This window comes from Vibrio sp. 1-Bac 57 (assembly GCF_037546855.1).
In the GTDB taxonomy this organism is placed as follows: Bacteria; Pseudomonadota; Gammaproteobacteria; order Enterobacterales; family Psychromonadaceae; genus Psychromonas.
Map to the genome: position 1 here is coordinate 122,502 of NZ_JALAAC010000008.1, position 21,472 is coordinate 143,973.

The 21,472-nt window shown below is 36.1% G+C and carries 14 protein-coding genes and 1 pseudogene; 2 read left to right on the forward strand and 13 right to left on the reverse strand.

Annotated elements, in window-relative coordinates; genetic code table 11:
• The first annotated feature begins 1,034 nt into the window (after window positions 1-1,034).
• Window positions 1,035-2,249 carry an anaerobic sulfatase maturase gene (locus MT391_RS07515; protein WP_499497365.1) on the forward strand — a complete coding sequence of 405 codons (1,215 nt, stop codon included), beginning with the start codon at window positions 1,035-1,037 and terminating at the stop codon, window positions 2,247-2,249.
• A 133-nt stretch (window positions 2,250-2,382) separates the two neighbouring features.
• Window positions 2,383-3,294 (forward strand): LysR family transcriptional regulator, encoded by a 912-nt coding sequence (locus MT391_RS07520; RefSeq protein ID WP_499439264.1) that lies wholly within the window; start codon window positions 2,383-2,385, stop codon window positions 3,292-3,294.
• 280 nt (window positions 3,295-3,574) lie between these two features.
• Here the strand turns inward: MT391_RS07520 and MT391_RS07525 are convergent, their stop codons facing one another.
• The 13 genes and pseudogenes from MT391_RS07525 to MT391_RS07585 form a co-directional block, all read right to left on the reverse strand.
• Complete coding sequence (locus MT391_RS07525; protein ID WP_299663793.1) at window positions 3,575-4,870, reverse strand: glycoside hydrolase family protein; 1,296 nt, start codon at window positions 4,868-4,870, stop codon at window positions 3,575-3,577.
• Window positions 4,871-4,969: 99 nt separating this feature from the next.
• Window positions 4,970-6,064, reverse strand: a complete 1,095-nt coding sequence (locus tag MT391_RS07530) for a carbohydrate porin (RefSeq protein ID WP_499497367.1) — start codon at window positions 6,062-6,064, stop codon at window positions 4,970-4,972.
• 890 nt (window positions 6,065-6,954) lie between these two features.
• Window positions 6,955-8,319: an alpha-1,3-galactosidase-related protein gene (locus tag MT391_RS07535; protein ID WP_499497426.1), complete on the reverse strand. Its 1,365-nt coding sequence runs from the start codon at window positions 8,317-8,319 to the stop codon at window positions 6,955-6,957.
• On the reverse strand, window positions 8,307-8,735 hold the full coding sequence (locus tag MT391_RS07540) for a hypothetical protein (RefSeq protein WP_499497369.1): 429 nt from the start codon (window positions 8,733-8,735) through the stop codon (window positions 8,307-8,309). Before MT391_RS07540 ends, MT391_RS07535 begins: the two co-directional genes overlap by 13 nt.
• A 246-nt stretch (window positions 8,736-8,981) precedes the next feature.
• Window positions 8,982-10,714: pseudogene (locus tag MT391_RS07545) on the reverse strand (solute:sodium symporter family transporter).
• Window positions 10,715-10,728: 14 nt separating this feature from the next.
• Window positions 10,729-12,192 (reverse strand): sulfatase family protein, encoded by a 1,464-nt coding sequence (locus MT391_RS07550; RefSeq protein WP_499497371.1) that lies wholly within the window; start codon window positions 12,190-12,192, stop codon window positions 10,729-10,731.
• 524 nt (window positions 12,193-12,716) lie between these two features.
• Window positions 12,717-12,920 (reverse strand): DDE-type integrase/transposase/recombinase, encoded by a 204-nt coding sequence (locus MT391_RS07555; protein WP_499497373.1) that lies wholly within the window; start codon window positions 12,918-12,920, stop codon window positions 12,717-12,719.
• 267 nt (window positions 12,921-13,187) lie between these two features.
• Entirely contained in the window at window positions 13,188-14,234 is a 1,047-nt protein-coding gene (locus MT391_RS07560) for an oxidoreductase (RefSeq protein ID WP_499497375.1), read from the reverse strand.
• A gap of 40 nt (window positions 14,235-14,274) precedes the next feature.
• Entirely contained in the window at window positions 14,275-15,681 is a 1,407-nt protein-coding gene (gene uxaC / locus MT391_RS07565; protein WP_499497377.1) for a glucuronate isomerase, read from the reverse strand.
• A gap of 13 nt (window positions 15,682-15,694) precedes the next feature.
• The gene (locus tag MT391_RS07570) at window positions 15,695-17,158 is read right to left on the reverse strand and encodes a mannitol dehydrogenase family protein (RefSeq protein WP_499497379.1); all 1,464 of its coding nucleotides are present in this window, start codon (window positions 17,156-17,158) and stop codon (window positions 15,695-15,697) included.
• An 11-nt stretch (window positions 17,159-17,169) separates the two neighbouring features.
• Complete coding sequence (locus MT391_RS07575) at window positions 17,170-19,566, reverse strand: glycoside hydrolase family 31 protein (protein WP_499497381.1); 2,397 nt, start codon at window positions 19,564-19,566, stop codon at window positions 17,170-17,172.
• A 64-nt stretch (window positions 19,567-19,630) separates the two neighbouring features.
• Complete coding sequence (locus MT391_RS07580) at window positions 19,631-20,932, reverse strand: TRAP transporter large permease (RefSeq protein WP_299663777.1); 1,302 nt, start codon at window positions 20,930-20,932, stop codon at window positions 19,631-19,633.
• A 14-nt stretch (window positions 20,933-20,946) separates the two neighbouring features.
• Window positions 20,947-21,453 carry a TRAP transporter small permease gene (locus tag MT391_RS07585; protein ID WP_499497383.1) on the reverse strand — a complete coding sequence of 169 codons (507 nt, stop codon included), beginning with the start codon at window positions 21,451-21,453 and terminating at the stop codon, window positions 20,947-20,949.
• Window positions 21,454-21,472 lie beyond the last annotated feature (19 nt).

A 21,472-nucleotide genomic window follows, 5' to 3' on the forward strand; every position in this document is an offset into this window, starting at 1 on the left:
TTTATTAAATATGAATATTCTTATCTAGCTTACCATTCAATTAAATATACCAATAATAGTATTAGTTTTGAAATACTAGCGTTGTTAGGTAGTTGCAATAATATAGTTCTACGTAGTTGATATGTCGCTTCTATGCAATTGTAAAGTAATTATTTGGATCGTACTTCAGAGAAATATCTTTAAGTTTGTAACCAACAATAAAAAATTCACTTACAAGGGTAAAACCAGCTAGGCCTGAGAGTGACTCTGTCCTAAAACCTGTGTAATTGCTTATCATTAACTTAATCATATTGAAGATAGGTGATTATGAATAAAGAAGAGCTAGAAGCATTCGCCCTTAAAGCATCAAAGGGCTTAAAGTCCCACCGATTAACATAAGTTTTTGTTTGACTGAGAGCCACATTATGATGTGAGCATTTCCTTTCTAGATCACATAATTTCTAATAATAATCGACACGCTCTTAGTATGTTCGTTTTTTACATCATCTTTATTATTTAATCCATTCATATACTGGTTATACCTGTGGAATATAGCCAAACGTTAAACAAATAATCTCATCATTGTCGTTTAGGTATTTATTAATAACTTCCTCAACAGCACTATTGTTCATTTACAAAAAAACATCAGAATAATATTTAATATCACGTTTAATCAATGTGGGTATATACCCATGCTACCTCAAGATGCAAAGTCAGCAAGGCAAATTGTACCGAGAGGCTAGGCATAAAATTGAAGTATAGTTATTCTACATAGAGATTTTATAACAACGCAGATTGGTGCAAGTTGCCTTGCCCTTCGGGGCGCAACCTCGAAAATCAGCCCTGCGTAACAACAATCAAAAAGGGAATAACCATTACCTCATGTTGCGCCTTGCTCTGGTATCCGAGGTTTCGCCTGACAAAGCATCTTGAGGTGGCATGGGTATAAGTACAATATTATTAATAAATACCTAATGAACTTTTATCAATGAGATTTAGTGACTTTATTTTCTAAAGGTAGTATTAGCAACTTTTTAATATAGTGAGTATAAAATATGGAAAAATTAAATAGTGGCTGTCATGTCATGACAAAACCAACGGGATCTACCTGTAATATTGACTGTAGTTATTGTTTTTATTTAGAAAAATATAAATTATATCCAGAATCCAAGCAAAAATTTATGGATGAAGAAACACTAGAAATTTTTATTCGCCAACAAATAGAAGCACAATCAAGCGATACTGTGGATTTTGCTTGGCAAGGTGGTGAACCGACTTTAGCTGGTATTGAGTTTTATGAGAAAGCGATTCAATTACAAAAAAAATATGCTAAAAACAAAAAGATCGTCAATGTCATGCAGACGAACGGTTTACTTTTAAATAAAGCATGGTGCCAGTTATTTAAAAGAAATGACTGGTTAATCGGTATATCTATAGATGGCCCAGAAGAGTTACATAACGCCTACCGTGTAACAAGAAGTGGTAAAGGCACGCACCATAAAGTCATTAAGGCCATTGAACTGCTAAAGCGCCATAAAATAGAGTTTAATATCTTAGCCGTAGTTAATAGCCTTAATGTTAAACAACCAGAGAAAGTGTATAAATATCTAAAATCATTAGGCACACCTCATATTCAATTTATCCCACTCGTTGAACGAGAAGATACTAATGCAGAATCTAATGAAATCCGTTTAATTGGACCAGATTTTGTTCGCCAAGCACAAGTAACAAAATGGTCAGTTCCATCACTTCAATATGGTGAGTTTTTATCGCGTATTTTTGATATCTGGGTAAAAAATGATATCGGTAAGGTGTTTGTACAAATATTTGAAACGACCCTAGCAACGACCTGCGGTTACCCTGCTCAGGTATGTATTTTTAGTGAAAAATGTGGCCATGCTTTTGCTCTGGAAGCTAATGGAGATCTTTATAACTGTGACCATTATGTATACCCCGAACATAAGCTAGGCAATATTCATGAACAATCAATAACCACCATGAATAACAGCGATCACGCAAATCAGTTTGGTGAAGACAAAAAAGATAAAATAGCAGAAGACTGTAAAACATGTGCATTTTTAGAACAATGTCATGGTGATTGTCCAAAACATCGATTCATTGCTTCATCTACAGGTGAACATAATCTGAGCTATTTCTGTGAAGGGCTGTTTTACTTTTTTAAACATAGTGCGCCTTATATGAAAACCATGAAAGGTTTACTAGAAACGCAACAATCTCCGGCCCTATTAATGAATATTTTAAGAAACTAAAATTTAATAAATCGTCAAAGTAAATATCAGAACGACTGCTTAGAATGATCAAAATCATGTTTGTTTAGGTGCTCTAAATACAACTATAAATGATTATTGTAATAAATAAGGCAAATACAGGAATAGAATAAAGATGGAAAAATTATTCACTCATTTTATGCAAGTTGTTTTACATGGTTCTATTTCGCAAGCAGCCATATTTCTTAACATTACGCAGCCAGCAATAAGTCGAAGCATAAAAACCCTTGAGGAGCGTTATAAAGTTCAACTATTTGAGCGTAAAGCGCGTGGTGTTGAATTAACACCAGCTGGCCAAATAATGATAGAGCGATGCATTCTGATAGAAAATGAGATGAAAGGTATGGAATCTGAAATCAATTCTTTATTTTCTGAAAAAGAATCTTTGCGAATTGGCTCAGGCCCCGCTTGGGAAACCCCCATAAAAGAAATGATTTCTAATTTTTTATTTATGTATCCAAATGTACATATAGAAATTATGCCAAATACTATTGAAAATCTAATTCCAAAGTTAATTTCAGGTGAATTGGATATCGTATTAGGGGGAGAGAATGGTAAGTCATTTGTAGAAAATAATGATGTCTCTTTTATTCCGCTGATGGATACTCGCCTATGCATTATTGCCCACGAAAACCATAAGCTCGTTCAATCATCGGAATACTCATTAAAACAGCTTTCAGATTATCCTTGGGTTGGTTTTCAAAGTTCGAACTCGATGCTTGATAGCATCAATAAATTATTATCACGCGAGCGTACTCCCCCAATTAACTTTATTCTCAAGACAGGGTTTATTGAAGTTGCATTAGCTTTGGTAAAGAAAAATGATGCATTATTATGTGCAACAAACTCTCTGCTACATAAAATCAAAAATAGAGGATTCGTTGAGCTGCCTTTAAATGAGCCCATTTGGCATTATCATATAGGTGTTTGGACTAAACCTAATGCACAGCGTCGCCATTTAATTAATGAGTTTATAAAACAAATTAAGCAGCAGGTAGCCAATAATAAACATCATAAGCACTTTTAATTCGCTAATATTCAAAAAGAGCTTCATTTTCAACATCATCAAATAATCGAAGTAATATTTGCTTTAACCTCAATTCTGGTTAATCAAAGTGGAATTATATTTAAAATCATAAGATTATCTTTTTTGGCTATACAGTGCCGTTAGTTTTTTGTAGTTCAAGGCGAATTATTGAAGGAATAACGGGTTATTGAGAGATAATTTAACGCGGAAATAACGGTGTTATATCGTTTTGCTTATCCAGAACAGAGGTTACTTAGCATCAAGGCCTATCAAAACTGGCTTATTCTTCTGTTGTATAAACCTTGCCTCTGTCAGCGGGAGTGATGATTTCTTTTGTATCTGCTTTAAATCCATACATTTTGATATTGGTTAACGATGCCTCATAATTTATTGGCTGACCTGGGCCACCAACATAACCAACCGCAGAGATAGACGGACCTTCCAATGCTTCCAACGCGTTATCTGTTCTGAATATATATCGTTGTAAGTCTTTAGATAATAAAGAAAAGTCTTTATGTAAAATTTGAGAGTGGTAGCCAAAGGTTGCATCGATCCCATCTATACTTACATTTTTAAATACTCCAAGTTTTAGTCCTTCCATTGTGTTTTTCTTTGAAATAAAACCAGTGGCGATTCTGACTGCAAAATTACAACCATCTGCACTTATATTATGTGCTTCTATATTCTCATTAGTTTGAATCGTATGAGGAGATAATGTTAATGCAGCACTACCATTGATACACCTTATATCTTTGGCTTTAATATTAGTGACACCACCTAACTGCATATTATTCATAGGAGCATAACCCGTTTCCAACCTTAATGCAGCGCCACCTTCAGACTCTATATTTTCAAAATAGACCTTATTTGCAGCTTGCGCTTGCACTGCTCCATAACCATATGCAGCGTTATAAATAGTGATGTTTTTAACATCGCCGCTTGTTGGCAACTTACCTCTATTCGCTTTATTTTTATCGGTTAATATTACATTCAAACTCATCGCTGAATATTTTGTATTGTTATCATAAATATTCATATTTGATGTCAAAAAGTTTTCAATATTGAAAAAATGAAACACTTTTATGCCGTAAACATTATTAAATGGTTTAGCAGGATTCGCGCTGGAAACTTTAGTGATAGCAGGCAGCTGCACGATAAAGCGTTTGTCTTTTTGTAAACTTGTCACAGCAACATTTTTGACAACTTCATCATTATGCTTCCCCACGTTGAATATCGCATCACCGCCATTATCATACATCGCCTGTAGATAAGGCCTTATGCTGGCACTTTCATCAATTAATAACTTAATATTTGATTTTAACTCCACATTCATAAAGTAATATACGCCTGCAGGGATAATAATCTCTGCTCCGCCCATTTGTGATAGTTCATTAATTGCAGATTGAAGTTTTTGTGTATCATCTTTTTGATCTGAATTATCAACGTCGTAATCAGTCACTAAGTTTTTTACGATAGACGTTTCAAAATCTTTGTAATATCCGTTATCTGCAAAAACTTGGAGAGATGTTGCTGAAATCAGTAAAGCAAGTGATACGTTTTTTAATCTATTGTTCATATATATACTTAAAGAGTGTTATTAATAACTTAAAAGCGATGACCACCGCCATCGCTTTTAGATTTAGTTAAATATCAGATATTCTAAATTTCAGTCCTGTTAAAAATGGTATTTGAGACGAACACGTCCACCAATGGCACTTTCTTTACTATTGTCGCCAATTTTAGTTTGCGTATAACCAGCCCCAAGATATATATCAAAGTTTTCTAGATCCAAAACACTTGGAAATTTATAGGAAGTATAAATTCTTAATTCTTCTGTATCGTTAGCATTTTTGTCCGCATTTCTTGCCCCATATAATGTAGCTATATAAAAATTTTGATACTGAGCACCAACACCCATCGAGAAAGATGTGGCTTCATTATCATTAATACGTTTATCAGATAAATACCCCATACGAGCATTTAGTGCTAGATCATTTGTCACCTTATAAATACCGGTAACCGCTGAACCAAACCATGCATTTCCATCATCTACAACCTTCGAGCTATCATTAAAATCATCTTTAACATTGTCATTAGCCGTAATAAAAGAAGCGACGTCTTTTCCTGCTATATCAGAGCTATCGGTTGCTACAGGGATTTCAAAACCAAATGCCATTGATACTGTGTCTGTATCATAAGTAACGAGTGGTCGGGCAACCATAGTACTACCATCGTCACGAGATTGAGCGGTCAATTCAAATCCAAAATTATCATTTAGTGTTTTAGTAAAAGTAATTTGTGGGTACCCAGTACGACCACGAAATTGTTTTGCACGATAAACCGTTGAGTTCGCGGTTACAAAATAAGTATCTTGCCCCTGATAAGAAAGCGTCGTTGCTTCAAAATGACCTGCTTTAATAGACCAATCATTTACTACACCAAATTGAAGAGTAATCTCATGTGCATTACCATTATTATCATTACCATTTTGTCTCCATATTGGGTGAAGGTTAAACCCGACAAAGTGACCATTTTCTAACGTTCTCTGCCCATCAAAAAGAAACTTTAAACGACCGCCAGAATTGAAAATTTTAGCGTCATTATCCGTTCTTTGCTCTATTTTGTTCACATTCGATTCGTTCGAAAAATCAAACTCGGCATCTACCCCTAAATTTATAGTACCGATAGGCGTTTCATACACAGCCCCTGCATGCGCTGTTGATGCAAAAAGTAAGGCGAGAATACTTGGTGTCAAAAAACTTTTTTTCATACGTTTATGTCCCTATTAATTATCAGAAATCACTAATAAATTTATTTCTGATAATTAATAAAAAAAACATCTGTTTTTTTCATTTACCCAATATTTTTTATAAAATAAAAGGATTCATCTATCGATAAAATTTATCTGTGAGCAATTTCGACTAACCTTATAGGTACAAAAATTCTAATTAATGATGTGTCTCACGTTTTTATTTGGGTCAAATTTTGCTTTGATAAAAGTCTGAGATAGGCCATCTTAGGGATAAAGAATAAATGAGGAAGGTATCAATATAATTAATAGGTCTGCATTGTTTTTAATTTCAAAACATAAATATAACGAGGGAAATACCTCTTTAAAATAGCCTAACTCACTCTATTTTTAATAATTTTTTGATCTCGATAACAAAGACGATTAAATAGCATTTTAAAATTGGCTCAGATATAACACACCTAGATTCCGCATAGTAAGTGCTGCATTCAGAGTCATATCGACGTTCATAAAGAATATTTAGTTGTAATGGTAGTGGAACAGCTATACCTATGAAGATAAAAGAATCAGCCTGCTGTAAAAAAATCTAGGTATAAACGATAGGCTCTAACAAGTAGAACTCCTTCGACTTTGAGTGATGGATAATTTACAGAGTCAGAATTACAGTGAATATTATGCTTATAAAGACCTGTAGATAAACTTAACCTGAACAGGTTTAAACAATGTAATAGAAATGGAAAATGCAGAAGATACTCAGTCGAGAAATGGGTTAAAATTATACATGCATATAAAAAACAACAGATCTGCTTTGAATCATACTCAATGATGTCATTGAAAGAGCATGTTATAAATTAGTTTAAAAGCTGCAAATACATTTAATCATTTACAGCTTATTGTTATATTTAAGCAGGTTAATTCGTCGAGTAGAAACCCAAGTTTTTATCCACAACAGCTTCGCTCACCTTACTCTGTTTGACTAACAGCTCACTGTTAAAGCCCTCGCTACGATTATTTTTAATTACCGCTTTATTTACAGAGTTAAGATTTATAGAGGGATACTGACTTAGATAGTCACGAGTAATTGTAGATGAAACGATACTATTATTACTAACTAATAAGCTATCAATTGAACTACCGTGTACGAACAGTCCATTAAGACTATTAATTTGATTCTCTATAAAACTCACCTTTCCATGATAGGGTTTTTCACCATATTTTTGGTCTTTGGTTAATTTAACTAATACATATAATGGATAGACATCTGGATCTGAAAAGCCCACTTTATCGAAAATATTATTATGAATTGTCACATCTTTTGTACCACTCGATTCATACCAGAAGTCATTGTCACCCACCAAAAGTACATTATGCATTTGGTTATAAAAATAATTTCCAGTAATTTCCACCTTACCTTTTGTGGTCAATAATGCTCCGCGAGCCCTATTTTTTTCTATAATATTATTTTTAAAAACAACATTCGGCTGCCATGTTAAATTTTCAAGCGTCATTTCAGAAGAAGGGATTGGATCCGGTACTTCAGCAAAACGAATTAAAAATACTTTATTGTTAATAATGTTAACTTCTTCCACCGTTGTTTCAAAAAAAGAAGAGATAGTTTCTTTATTAGTAAAAGCAACCTTATCTCCAGGATCAGCAAAAATAATACCTTCCTGTTGAAAATGGCTAATCGAAGCAACGAATGTATTATCTCCGACATAGGAGTCAACATTGACATAAGCACCGTGAACATTAATGCCATCATCAAGCATGTGATCTAATTTACAATCTTCAACAACAATGTCGCCTTTACAATTCATAAAGTGCGTAGCATCGGCCCTCGTCGAAACCATACGATCATTTGATGGTGTAACAAAATATTGTGATAAGTTAATATTTTCAGTTCGCTCAATAATCAGAGACATTCCCCCTGCCGTATGCACAGTTATATTTTCTAAAATAATATTTTTAGAATCAATGATGTGAATAGCCGGAATGTGGCGATTTAAAGTTCTTTCTCCATAAGTGACCCAAACAGCGGCTTCGGGAATGGGTTGTATATTTTCACCTAATTGTGAGAATTCTACACAATCATTTCCAAGATCAATTGCATGAGGATAATCAACTGTTTCATATAAAGGGGGATTATAAATTGGTGCGGTTGTATTTTTATCAAAGGCTATGTTTTGGCCAACATGAACCCATTGCTCAAAACGTTTAAACAAAATTTTGTTATTTTCAATTTTATAAGGGTAACGCTGTGCATTTATTTTAGCGATAAAACTCTTTTTTCAGGATCAGAGGTGACAATCTCTAACTCTGAGTGGAATGGCATAATAAAATCTATTTTCACATTTTTAATAGTGAAATTTTTTGATTTATCAACAGCAAAAGGAATGACTTCATCATAAAAAAGAAATAATGAATCATCGCCATCGATAGATAAACTATTCATATTATTAATTAAAAATGCGATACGTTTTAGACCATCATCATGATTCGCAATGTTTTTATATGCTTCCATCGCGTGTTTTTTATAGAATTGATAGACCCCTTTAGGAAAAAACAACTTAATGTCGTCCATCCCCTTTATTTTAAATAATAATTGACTCAATTTTAATGTGATGTCGGTGTTAGGTACAACTCCATGGTTAGATACATCTATTATTTTTTGTTTCATTTCTTTAGCGCACATAAACCTGTCCTATTTTATAGCAAAGAAAATAATGAAGTATTCGATGGTTGCTACGTAAAAATTTCACTAACAAGACGTGGCTTTAATAGATAGTTGTTATCACTTCAAGACTCAACGTAGGTAGGTTAAATTTCAACAAGCAGAACGAAACGTTTTTTACTTCCTTTGCTCTTATTCTTTGTTCATAAAAAAACACTCTATGCCTTCGTTTTAATAACAAATACATAGAGTGTTAATAAATCTAACCTAGCTTAAGACCTCTACCTCAGCTTGCTTCTTTGCATGGTGTTTAGCTAAAAGGGCTTTAACTAATATGTTCAATACAAAAACAGAGATGATTGATCCAACTAAAATAGTGATAAGGTTTCGAGCAATATTTTCAGGCTCAGTAACAATACCCGCAGAAGAAGCCATGACATAAGTAGCGACCATTAACACAAAGGTCATAACGCAAGCGATACGTATATGTTTCCAGTGAGTTAAATCGACAACATCTACTATAGGTAATAATACTTTGTTTGATGTATCAGGATTTCTTATGGTCATGAACCATGTAATGGCAAGACTTAATCCGAATAAGATAGCTGCTTTATGAAGGAAATGTAGATGCCAACCAGTATAAATATAATTTAAGAATAATGAGAAAAGAACATAGGCAATTGCACCTGTAATCGTTGATTTAGCAGTCGCACGTTTGGAAACCATACCTACAACAACAATCAATAGTATTGGTAAATGAAGCGAAGCATTAAATTTTTGCACAAACATGTACATTCCAGCATCTGCATATTGAATCAATGGTGCAAGACAAGCAGCCATGACGGCAATAACAGCGCCAAACTTTTTACCAACTGAAATACATTTCATATCAGAGTTAGATTTACTAAATGGTTTATAAATATTCAGAGCAAAAATAGTAGAACATGTATTTATAATTGAATTAAACGTAGAAACAACTGCACCAAATAATACCGCACCAAAAATACCAACCAAATAATCAGGCATGAGACGATTAATCAATAGTGGATAAGCTTCATCGGCTTTAATACCTTCTGTGCCATAAAGATGAAAGCAATAATACCTGGTATTAACAAAATGCCGATACTCAGAATTTTTACCACTCCCGCCATCAGGATGCCTTTCTGCCCTTCAGCTAAATTCTTAGCACCTAGAGCACGCTGTATAATCAACTGATTGGCACAAGCAAAATAAAGATTGATCAAAATCATACCAGTAAATATGGCAGAAAAAGGCACTGTTACTTTCGGAGCAGAAACTGCATTTAACATTTGAGGATTATCGACAACTAATCGATGAACGCCTTCAGATATACTACCGCCACCTAAAGCGTTTAATCCCAAAACTAGCACTAAAATACTACCGAAGAAGAACCCAATGCCATTAATTGTATCCGAGATAACGACCGCTTTCAGACCACCAAAAATCGCATAAATACTGCCAATAATAGTAATAAAAGCAATCGTTCCTATTAGTGCTGCATTATCTGAAAGGTTAAGTAGGCCAGAAATATCAAAGACTTTACTTAAACCAATTGCCCCCGCGTAGAGAACAGCAGGAAGTAGAATGAAAACTAATCCCACCAGAATACAATACGACATAAAATTACGAGCGCCGCTACCAAACCTTTGTTCGACTAATTCAGGCAGAGTGGTTATTCCTCGGCTTAAAAAATAAGGTAAGAAAACGACAGCCATTATTATCAAGCCAAGAGCAGCTGTTACAGCCCACCCCATATTAGAAAGGCCAACTGCGAATCCTTGTCCATTAAGTCCAATTAATTGCTCTGCTGACCAATTAGTTAGCAGTATTGAAGTACCAATTTGTAAACCAGTTAGGCCTCGCCCTCCCAAAAAGTAACCTGTAGATGTTGTTAAATCTTCTTGTTTTGTTGCTCGCCAAGATATGTAAGCCACAAGTGCGGTAAATGCTACAAATGAAATTATTGTCCAACTGTTCATATTAATATCCTCTGTTATTCATACGCATATGCAGGACCAAACTCGGCAAGTCCAACCATTATGTAGGGGTTTAAACATTTATCATTTACCGACTCGGCAAAAGACCACAATTCGCGATATAAAGATTTTTTTATGTCTTTATATTTATCATCCGTCGCTAAATTAACTAACTCATCAGGATCAATTTCCAAATTGTAAAGTTCATCATAATCAAAAGAGTTATAAACCAGTTTCCATTTATCATTGAATACCGCGCGTTGTATGCCATAAATCTCATTGCCATTAGTCTGGGTAAATGAATATTCACGCCATGGTTCAGGCTTCTTATCGTAAATAAAGGGTAATAAACTTTGCCCCGTTAATGTAGATGTATCTTCATTAACAAGTTCTAAAAATGTAGGAGCAAAATCAGCTAATGAAACAGGCGCATCAATGGTGCGATTAGGATTTTTTAATCCATTTTTCCAACTAATCACTGCTGGGATATGATAGGCACCTTTAAAGGCAGGCAAACCTTTACACCATAGGCCATGCTCACCGTTATAATCCCCGTGATCACTTGTAAATAAAATAAGAGTATCGTCGAAATCACTACGTTTTTTGAGCTTATCGAGTACTAATCCAAAAAGATAATCCTCATAGGTGCAAAACGCCATATAGTGGATAATGGCATCCTTTTTTTCTTCTATTGATAATTGATTAAATGCTTTTTGAGTTCGCTGATACAGGTGAGGTTTATCATGAAGATCATCAAAATGAATATCCGTCAGTTCAATATCAACATCTTTATACATATCTAAAAATTTTTGAGGTACAAAATATGGGTCATGAGGCCCGAGAGTGCCTAAATAATATAGCCAAGGGTTACCATCTTCTGGTATTTCATTAAGTTTTTCTATTGCGGCATTGACGACATCAAAATCATTAAATGGGTTTTCTTTCGAACCATAGTGATTGTAATTAGGATAGCCTGCGCGTTTTATTTGCCCCACTTTTCTGGGAGTGTTTACGTCTTCATCTCGTGTTTTAGCGAGTTTTTTATAAACTTCCCAACCCGAGCTCATATGTTTAGTCGCTTCGTCGGGTTTTGTTCTTTTATTTGAAGTAACGTAAACTTCTTCAAACCCATGATCTTCAGGGCCTGTTTCATAACTAACATGCCATTTGCCTGAATACCCCATTCGATAACCTTGTTCTTTAAGGTTTTCTGAAAACAATGGTATCCCAGGGGTTAATCTATCTGATAATGCATTTTGCACACATACATTGTTCCATACGCCGTGTTCAGTTGGATATTTTCCCGTAAAAAAGGTCGCACGCGACGGGCAACAGTGTGGTGATGGGCAATGCGTATTTTTAAAATTCACACCACTTTTCATCAGAGATCGCACATTTGGTATTTCAATTAACGGATTAGTTAATGAATCACCTCTTTGCTGATCTGTCATGAAAATAAATATGTTAGGTTTCTTTGTCATTGGTATAACCTTTTTAATAAAATGAAAGGATTTAATGATCGAATAACTGTTTATCGAATACTTATTTCGACTCACCATATAGCAACAAACATCATAATTAGTGACGGAAATCGCATTTTATTTGAGCAATATTCTGGAGTTATTAAAATAGGATGTAGTACCGCTTAGGGATAAAGAATAACTGAGGAAGGTATAACTAAAATTAATGGGTTACTATTTTATAAGTCTATAATCTAGGCTAAGGGTTGAACTCCCATACCTTTCTAAGTCACTATGATTAACTCTTTTTAAGAAATAATTTGTCACACCGTGACCACTTAAAGACCGCTGAGCTTGACTCTATAATTTGGCCGAACTTACTGCCGAGTGGTCTGATGTGAGAGCTTACATTCGTTATTTTCATGCTGAAAAGTGGAATGTTCGATACTAGTCATTAATGCTTGTTAGTGGCTGAATAACTTCTCAATTTATCTGTAACTATTTTATTCATTGTCCTTCTAACAATCGTTTAAATAAGCGTATTGCTATCGTCTTATTTTTTGCTTTTGAAACAAAATATCTATTTCATCACCATCTTGATCTACGGCGCGCCAAAGATAATGCAAAACGCCATTTATTTTGATAAAAACCTTATCCAAATACCAAGTATCTCCCGTGGCCAAGGTTCTTTCTGATCTGGTTACAGTGGATATTTCCGTGTTTTTTACACCACTGCCGGATCGTTTCATAAGTGACAACAATTCCTTTAGCTGCGAGCAATTCTTCAATATCACGAAAGCTCAATGTAAGACGATGATAAAGCCAAGCAGCGTGGCTGATGATTTGCGGAGGATAACGATAACCTGCATAGATATTTGAATTTTTCATCAGCAAATTATCGTATAATCGATTAGAGTGGTTAATAAGTTGATAGTACGTGGCTTAGTTCCGTCCAAATTTTAGATTAAGGTCTATTTACTAGAGTTTACTCTACTCGAAAAGTTGACATTACCGTTTCAAAATATAGTCATTGTTTTTCCTAAACGACTGCTTTCCATCGCTAACTCTACAAGTCGAATATTCAACAGGGCATCTTCTGCAGATACTGGAGGTGCTATGCCATTATTAATGGCATCGGCCATTTGTATGTAATAGTTTTGATAACCTCCACACTCTGTTTCTACAACTTGTGATAAATTTTCAGAGTATAAATGTCCATATTGTTCAATATCTTCTTTAGCCCAGTTAACTTTATTCGGTTTAATACCTGCTATTAATTTTGGCTCTTGCGGATCTAATCCTAATTTTCTGTAATGTCCTTGATCCCCTTGGATACTGAACCGTAAGTTTGGTCCAGCACAAAATAAAGAGGCATGTAATAATGCAAGTTTGTCCGGATAATGAAGAGTTAAATTAAAATAATCAACATTAGTTGCTCCTGCGCGCGTTATTTCACATTGCGCAGTAATAGCCTCAGGTAAACCAAATAACTGTAATGTTTGGTCGATTAAATGAGGGGCTAAATCGAATAGTATCCCGCCTCCATCTTGAGACTGCTCTCGCCAACGCTGAAGTACCTTTGGTCTAAAGCGATCAAAATGAGATTCAAAATGTTTGATATTTCCTAATTTATTTTCAGATATTAATTTTTTAACGGTCATAAAGTCACCATCCCAGCGACGATTATGATAGACACTTAATACAAGTCTCTTCTCTTTTGCTAAGGCAATTAAGGTTTCACCATCTTCTACTCTCGTTACAAAGGGTTTTTCTATTACCACATGTTTATTATTTTCCAACGCTAATTTGGCTAATGAGAAATGTACGTCGTTAGGGGCTGTAATAATAACTAATTGAGCATCACTGTTTATTATCATCTCTTCAGCTGAAAAATAATGCTTTGCTTTAGGCCAGTCCAATTTGACTTCATCTACTTTGCTACTGCTTATTGCAGTCACTTCGAACTCGGAGAGAGTATCGATAAATGGAAGATGAAAAGTTTTTGCAGAAAAGCCATAGCCAATAACTGCCGTCTTAATACTTGTTGTTATTTTATTACTCATTTTTTACATCCTTTATTGGTTTAGTCGGCTCATCTCACACTCATTTTGAAAAGTAGGTTTTGGCATTATTAAAGCAAATATCTTTAACCAAAGAGCCTAGTAGAGACATATCATTTGGCACTTCACCATTTTCAGCCCAGCGACCAATCATGTCACAAAGGATACGACGGAAATATTCGTGACGGGTATAAGACATGAAGCTGCGTGAGTCAGTCAACATGCCTACAAATTGGCTTAATAATCCGAGTTGTGAAAGCTGCTCCATTTGACGTTTCATACCGTCTTTTTGATCGTTAAACCACCAACCTGAGCCGAATTGAACTTTACCTGCAATACCACCTCCTTGGAAATTACCAATCATAGTTGCCAACATCTCGTTATCACGAGGATTTATACAATATAAAATAGTTTTTGGTAGTTGATTAGTGCTGTCCATCTCGTTAAGGATGTGCGCTAATTCAAAAGAAAAGGTACGGTCGCTAATGGAATCATAACCTGCATCAGCACCTAATAGCTTGAACATGCGTGAATTGTTATTGCGCTGTGCTCCGATATGCATTTGCATTACCCAGCCTAATTTTGCATAACGCTTACCCAGCCAAACTTGGACTGCTGTTGAGAATTGAGCAACCTCATTTTCAGACAATATTTCACCATTCAAACGATTAACAAATAGTGTATTTAAGTCTTTTTCTGATGGAATTGCAGCATAACGCACTACTTCAATACCATGGTCAGCTGCGCGACATCCGTTAGTATCAAAATGCGTAAGACGTTTATCTAATGCCGTTAGCAAAGCATCAAAACTAGTAATTTCAACATCAGCAGCATTTCCTAATAATGCAATGTAGTCGGAAAAACCATCAAGCTCAATTTTGAATGCTTTATCGGGGCGCCAGCTTGGCAGTACCTCAACATTGAAGTTTTTGTCGTTAGCAATGGCTTTGTGGTGTGTTAAAGAATCAATGGGATCATCCGTTGTGCCAGCCATCACTACGTTCATTTGCTTCATAATGCCGCGTGCAGAAAATTCTGGTGTTTGTAATAATTCATTACATTCATCCCAAATATCTTTAGCTGTATTAGGGGTCAGTAGTTTCCCCGTTATACCAAATGGGCGACGAAGCTCTAAATGTGTCCAGTGGTATAGTGGGTTACCCAATGTCATTGGTACTGTTTTTGCCCAAGCTTGAAATTTATCGTAGTCAGAAGCATCCCCCGTGATTAATCGCTCTTGAATACCTGCAGCACGCATACCACGCCATTTATAATGGTCACCTTCAAGCCATATTTGACCTAGGTTTTCGAAGCGACGATCCTGTGCTATTTCTGCAGGGTTAAGATGACAATGGTAATCATAAATCGGCTGCTCTGCTGCATACTCATGATAAAGACGTCGAGCAGTTTCATTGCTTAATAAAAAATCATCACATAAAAAATTTTTCATTTTTGATTTCCATTTAAAGTGCTGCAACAGTGGCTTTTGCACCATTGTTGAGTAGTGATTGATATGCATTTTTTACTGCATTAATGACTTGTACATTTTGACCAATTTCAGATGCGAAAATAGATTCAATTGAAAGTAGAGCTGGAACAACTGATGTATTTAATCCATGACTATCACAGATTTCCCGAAGTATAGTTGCCATAGGGTCTCGAACATCGATGTCGTTGCCTTGTTCGTCAACACCAGATATAAAACGCATCCATCCTGCAATACCAAGTGCTAACCATTTAAAATCAGAGCCCTGCTCTAAATGAAAGCGCAAGCTTCCACCCATACGTTGAGGAATTTTCTGACTGCCATCCATTGCAATTTGCCATGTTTGATGCTTTAAGCTTGGATTTTCGAATCGATTAATAAGCAGTGCCGCATAGCTTTCAAGGTCTGCACCTTCTGGCATAGTTAGTGATGGTGCCTGTGCCTGCATCATCATATCAAAAGCAGCTTTACGATAGCTTGGATCTGTCATTGTGTCTGAGATGTGTTCGAAGCCACCAAGGTAACCTAGATAAGCTAAGAACGAGTGACTGCCGTTTAACATCCGTAGTTTCATCTCTTCAAATGGCACAACATCATCAACAAACTCTGCACCAGCAATATCCCATTCAGGACGACCAGCTACAAAATTATCCTCAATTACCCATTGGCGAAATGGCTCACATGCAATACCGCATGGATCTTCAACACCAATCAAATTGGTAATTTCGGAAAGAGTCTGTTCTGTTGCTGCTGGAACAATACGGTCAACCATGGTGCAAGGAAAAGTGACATTTTGTTCAATCCAAGTAGCAAGTTTTGTATCTAATAATTGAGTAAATTCAAGAATTGCTGCTTTGGCAACATGTCCATTGCCTTGAACATTATCGCAAGACATTACAGTAAATGGATTAATGCCGCGGTCTCGACGTAATTTAAGCGCCTGAACAATGTAACCTAACGCAGATTTTGGTTGGGCTGGGTTTTTAATATCAGAGATCACTAGTTCATTATTTTTATCGAGAAGGCCAGTTGCCGGATCTATGCAGTAACCTTTTTCTGTTATCGTCATTGAAACAATAGCCACTTGTGGCTCTGCCATTTTTTCAATCACGGCTTCAATTCCGTTAAACTTAGGGTGCATAGATTCCGTGATACAAGCAATAATTTTTACTTGTGTTGATTGCGCACCTTTTTCAGCAACGGTGTAAAGATGATCTTGTTCCTTTAATGAGGAAATGATTTTTTCGCTTGAAAAAAGGCTGATTTCACAGATTCCCCAGTCACTATCCACTTTTTGCGCTACTTCATTTGTATACAAAGCCTGATGTGCACGATGAAATGCGCCAAATCCTAAATGTACTATTCGAGTTTTTAGTGTTGAACGATTATAAGTTGGCACACTCACCGACTCATTTAATTGGCTATTACTGATATTTTTCATTTTACTTTTCCTTATCTAGCAGCTGTCAGTAGAAAAGCGTCACCATGGCGGTAAACTTCACCGTTTATAATCAATTGGCGTGTTTCACTTTGTGGCAAACGCAGTTTAAGTGACTCATAAGCAGGTTGAAATTCGCCAGAACGTGTAATTTCAAGCTTAACCAATTGATTGGTAGAGGACATATTAATATCTAATATTATATGATGGCCAGTTTGGTAAGCATTACTTTCACCATCATCATCAAATAGACTACATTTGCTTTTCCCGACACCTGGTATTGGGTAGATATCCAAGTTGCGAATATTATCTTTTGTCGTGTCTACACTAGCAATCCGTTCGCTTGTTGGAATGATTGCCCCTGCTCGAATTAAAAGAGGGATATGCTCAAGCGGAGCATCTAATGTTACGCTCTGGCCTGCGCTATACCATTGACCAGTGTAATAGTCATACCAACCATTATGGTTATTGGGTAAATAAACCGTGCGCCGGCGCTGGCTATCTTCAACAACAGAAGCAACTAATAAATCTTTACCTAATAGATAATCATCATTTTCGACAAATGTATTTAGATCATTTTCGTGGTCAAGAAATGTTGGACGAAGCATCGGTTCATGGTGGGCATGTGCTTGATATAAACAATTGTAAAGGTATGGCAATAATTGGTAACGCAGCTTCATTGCATCTCGAATGATTGGCGTTACGCTTGGGTGCATCCATGGTTCGTTTACACTCCCATCATCATTCCAAGAATGAATAGTAAAGCGTGGGTTCATTACTCCATTTTGGACCCAACGAGCGAACAATTCAGGATCAGGTTTATCACCAGAAAATCCTCCGACATCATGACCTAGGTTATAAAGCCCAGAAAGGCTCATGCCCAGACCCATTTTGATATTATATTTTAAGCTCGCCCAGTTGGTTCGATTATCCCCGCTCCAAGTTTGTACGTATCTACTCATGCCCGGACAACCAGAACGCGAAATCAGGAATGGACGCAGATTAGGAGCGTATTTAGCTTGCGCTTCATAGGATGCTCGCATCATCAATAAAGGTTGCAGCGGACGAATTAAACTTACGGGAATTTCTTTACCAAAACCAAAACAACGAGCACCTTTATCCCATATCTCGTATTCGTTATTATCATTCCATGTAGAATCAATACCTTTTTCTAATAGTTGTTCTTTAATGTTGTCTTGCCACCATTTCACTGTATCTGGGTTGGTAAAATCAAGGTGAGAGCCCTCTGCGTCCCAAAATACTGAATTTTCAGGTTGATCAGCTTCGGAATCTTTAATAAACAACCCCTTTTCTTTTACCTCTTCAAAGCGAGGATGATCATGCAATAAACAAGGCTTTATATTAGCGGCAAGTTTCATCCCATTGGCGTGGAAGTGGTCTGACATTGCATTTGGATTAGGAACTTTATTGTAGTTCCAATTAAATACATAACGTTTATTTCCGATTGATGTATATCCGGATGAAAGCTGGAATGAATCACATGGAATACCGTTATCTAAACACTGGTCTACAAACCCTTCTAGCAGTTCTTGTGAGTTTTCTGCATCAGTATATTGCATTGTTGAACCACTATAACCAAGGCTCCACTTAGGCCCAAACGCAGTACCACCAGTGAGACTCACAAATTGTTTAGTGACATTTTTGATACAATCTCCGTACATAAAGTACAAATCAAGATCGCCATCTTCAGCCCGATAGTGACGATACTTAATATGGTAGTTATCAAGTTCGTTGCCTAGGTCAAACCAACAACTTGCAAGGTTGTCGTAGAAAAGACCAAATGAAGCTGCACTTTCATCGCTGGTTGTTTTAGTTATATAGAAAGGAACGTGCTTGTATAAAGGATCCGTTTTACTTGCATCATACCCCATGGCATCTAGATTACGCATTTCAAAACGGCGGCCTTCTCGATTAAGATCTCCTGTTTTTTCACCTAAACCATAATAAAATTCATTTTCACCACGGTTCATGAAGTGACTGATACCTGGCTCACTAGCACCTAATTGGTAAGCACCAGTCTTTCTATCTTTTGTAAGTGGAAACCACTCACCATCAATTTTGTGCTCCCATTCCATCCAAAGTGGTTGGTGGATTGTTAAGCGAAGATATTCAGTCTCAAGTGTTAATTGGTTTTCAGTTTGCTGTAGTTCAAAGCTAGGTAACGAGAATCCTGCTACAGACATTCTATCACGGCCTTCCCATGGGACATCGTGTCCTTCAGGAGCAATCATCCACGTGCGGTCTAGGCGTAATTCACAATTACGTTTGAATAAAATACGGATAAGTTTTTTTTCTAGAACAAAAAGGTGCAGAGAATGTTTATTATCGCAGCTGAGAATTATTTCATTATTTTTTTGCTGCTTGAATTGCCAATTTTTGATCGTTTTCATTATTAAATCCCTGTTAAAAAAATAGCCCATATAGGGCTCTAAAAATTTATTTACTAATAAAAAATTAATAGCCTAAGAAGAACTGAGGTAGTGCCAAGCTAAGTTGTGGGATGAAAGTAACTAGCATCAAAGCAACAATAAGTACCGCATAAAATGGTAATAGAGGCTTAATTACTTTGTCTATTTTAACATTGGCGACAGAGCAACCTATAAACAGTGCACTTCCTACAGGTGGAGTACAAATACCAATTGCAAGATTAAACGTCATCATTATGCCGAAGTGGACAGGATCCATGCCTAAATCCATTGCAATTGGTAGAAAAATAGGAGTAAATATTAATAACGCCGGTGTCATATCCATGAAAATACCAACAATTAACAAAATGATATTAATAATCAGAAAAATAATAATTGGATTATCAGATACTGCAACTAATGCATCACTTATCATATAAGGGATATCTGCATTTGCCATGGCCCAAGACATTCCCATTGAGGCACCAATAAGCAGTAATACAATTGAAGTAGTAATTACTGACTCTAAGATAATTTTTGGTAACTGTTTTATTGTTACTTCTCGATAGAAAACAATGGCCAGAAGTAAGGTGTAGACAACAGCAACTGCTGATGCTTCTGTTGCTGTAAATATGCCTCCGATGATACCGCCCATAACAATAACAATTAAGCTGAGGCTCGGTAATGCATCTAGTGTTTTCTTAATCACTTCAGAGATCGATGGCTTTGGTGCGGCAGTGTAGCCCCGACGTTTTGCGATAAAGCCTGCAACAAGCATTAAACTTAACCCCATAATGAGACCTGGAATGTAACCACCTAGAAATAATGCACCAATTGAAGTACCACCAGAGATTAATGAATAAACAATGAAAGTATTGCTAGGCGGAATAAGAAGTCCCGTCGGACATGACGTGATATTTACCGCAGCAGAAAATGCGGGATCATAGCCTTCTTTTTTCTGAAGAGGGGCCATTGTTCCACCAACTGCAGCAGCAGAAGCAACCGCTGACCCTGATATCGAACCAAACATCATGTTCGCTAAAATATTTACATGTGCTAATGAACCAGGTAGGCGACCTCCTAACACTTTTGCAAATTCAATAAGCCGAATTGCAATTCCTCCACGGTTCATAATGTTGCCAGCTAAAATAAAGAATGGAATTGCGAGCAATGCGAAACTATCTAAGCCAGTTGCCATTTTTTGAGAAATAACAGAAATTGCCGCATCGAATGGTAGGGATAACATAATAGTCAATAAAGATGCTATGCCAATCGCAAATGAAATCGGTACTCCTATCCCTAAAAAGAGAAAAAAACTACCAAATAAAACAATAATAATTTGCCAATCCACAGTAATATTCCTTATTAACTATTTAAAGAAGTAGGTGATTTTTTTGCAATCGATATATTTTCAAATATATCGCGGGCTATATAAACAAGCATAAAAAGCCCACATAATGGAATTGCTGCGTAGACTAAGCCCATCTCTATGCCTAGAGCAGGAGATATTTGTCCCGTTTCTAATGTTTTAAGCATTAATCTAGCACCGCCGTACACCATAATGACGGATGCAAATGAAATGCTAATAAGATTAATAAGCAGGTTTAATTTCGCTTGCTTAGCCTTATTGTGTTCCAACTTCATGGCTAAAAGATCAATTGCTAGATGGCGTTTTTGTCCTAACGTGTATGCTGCCCCCATCAAACCTACCCAGATAAATAAGAATCGAGCTACCTCATCAGTAAATGTACTAGGGGCGTTTAATACGTAGCGGGAAAATACTTGCCAAACAACACACATAACTAACAAGCTACTCAGTGATATGCAAAATAGAGACAGCGCTTTATTTATTATAGTTATGAGCTTGTTCATAAACTCTCCTTTTATAGAC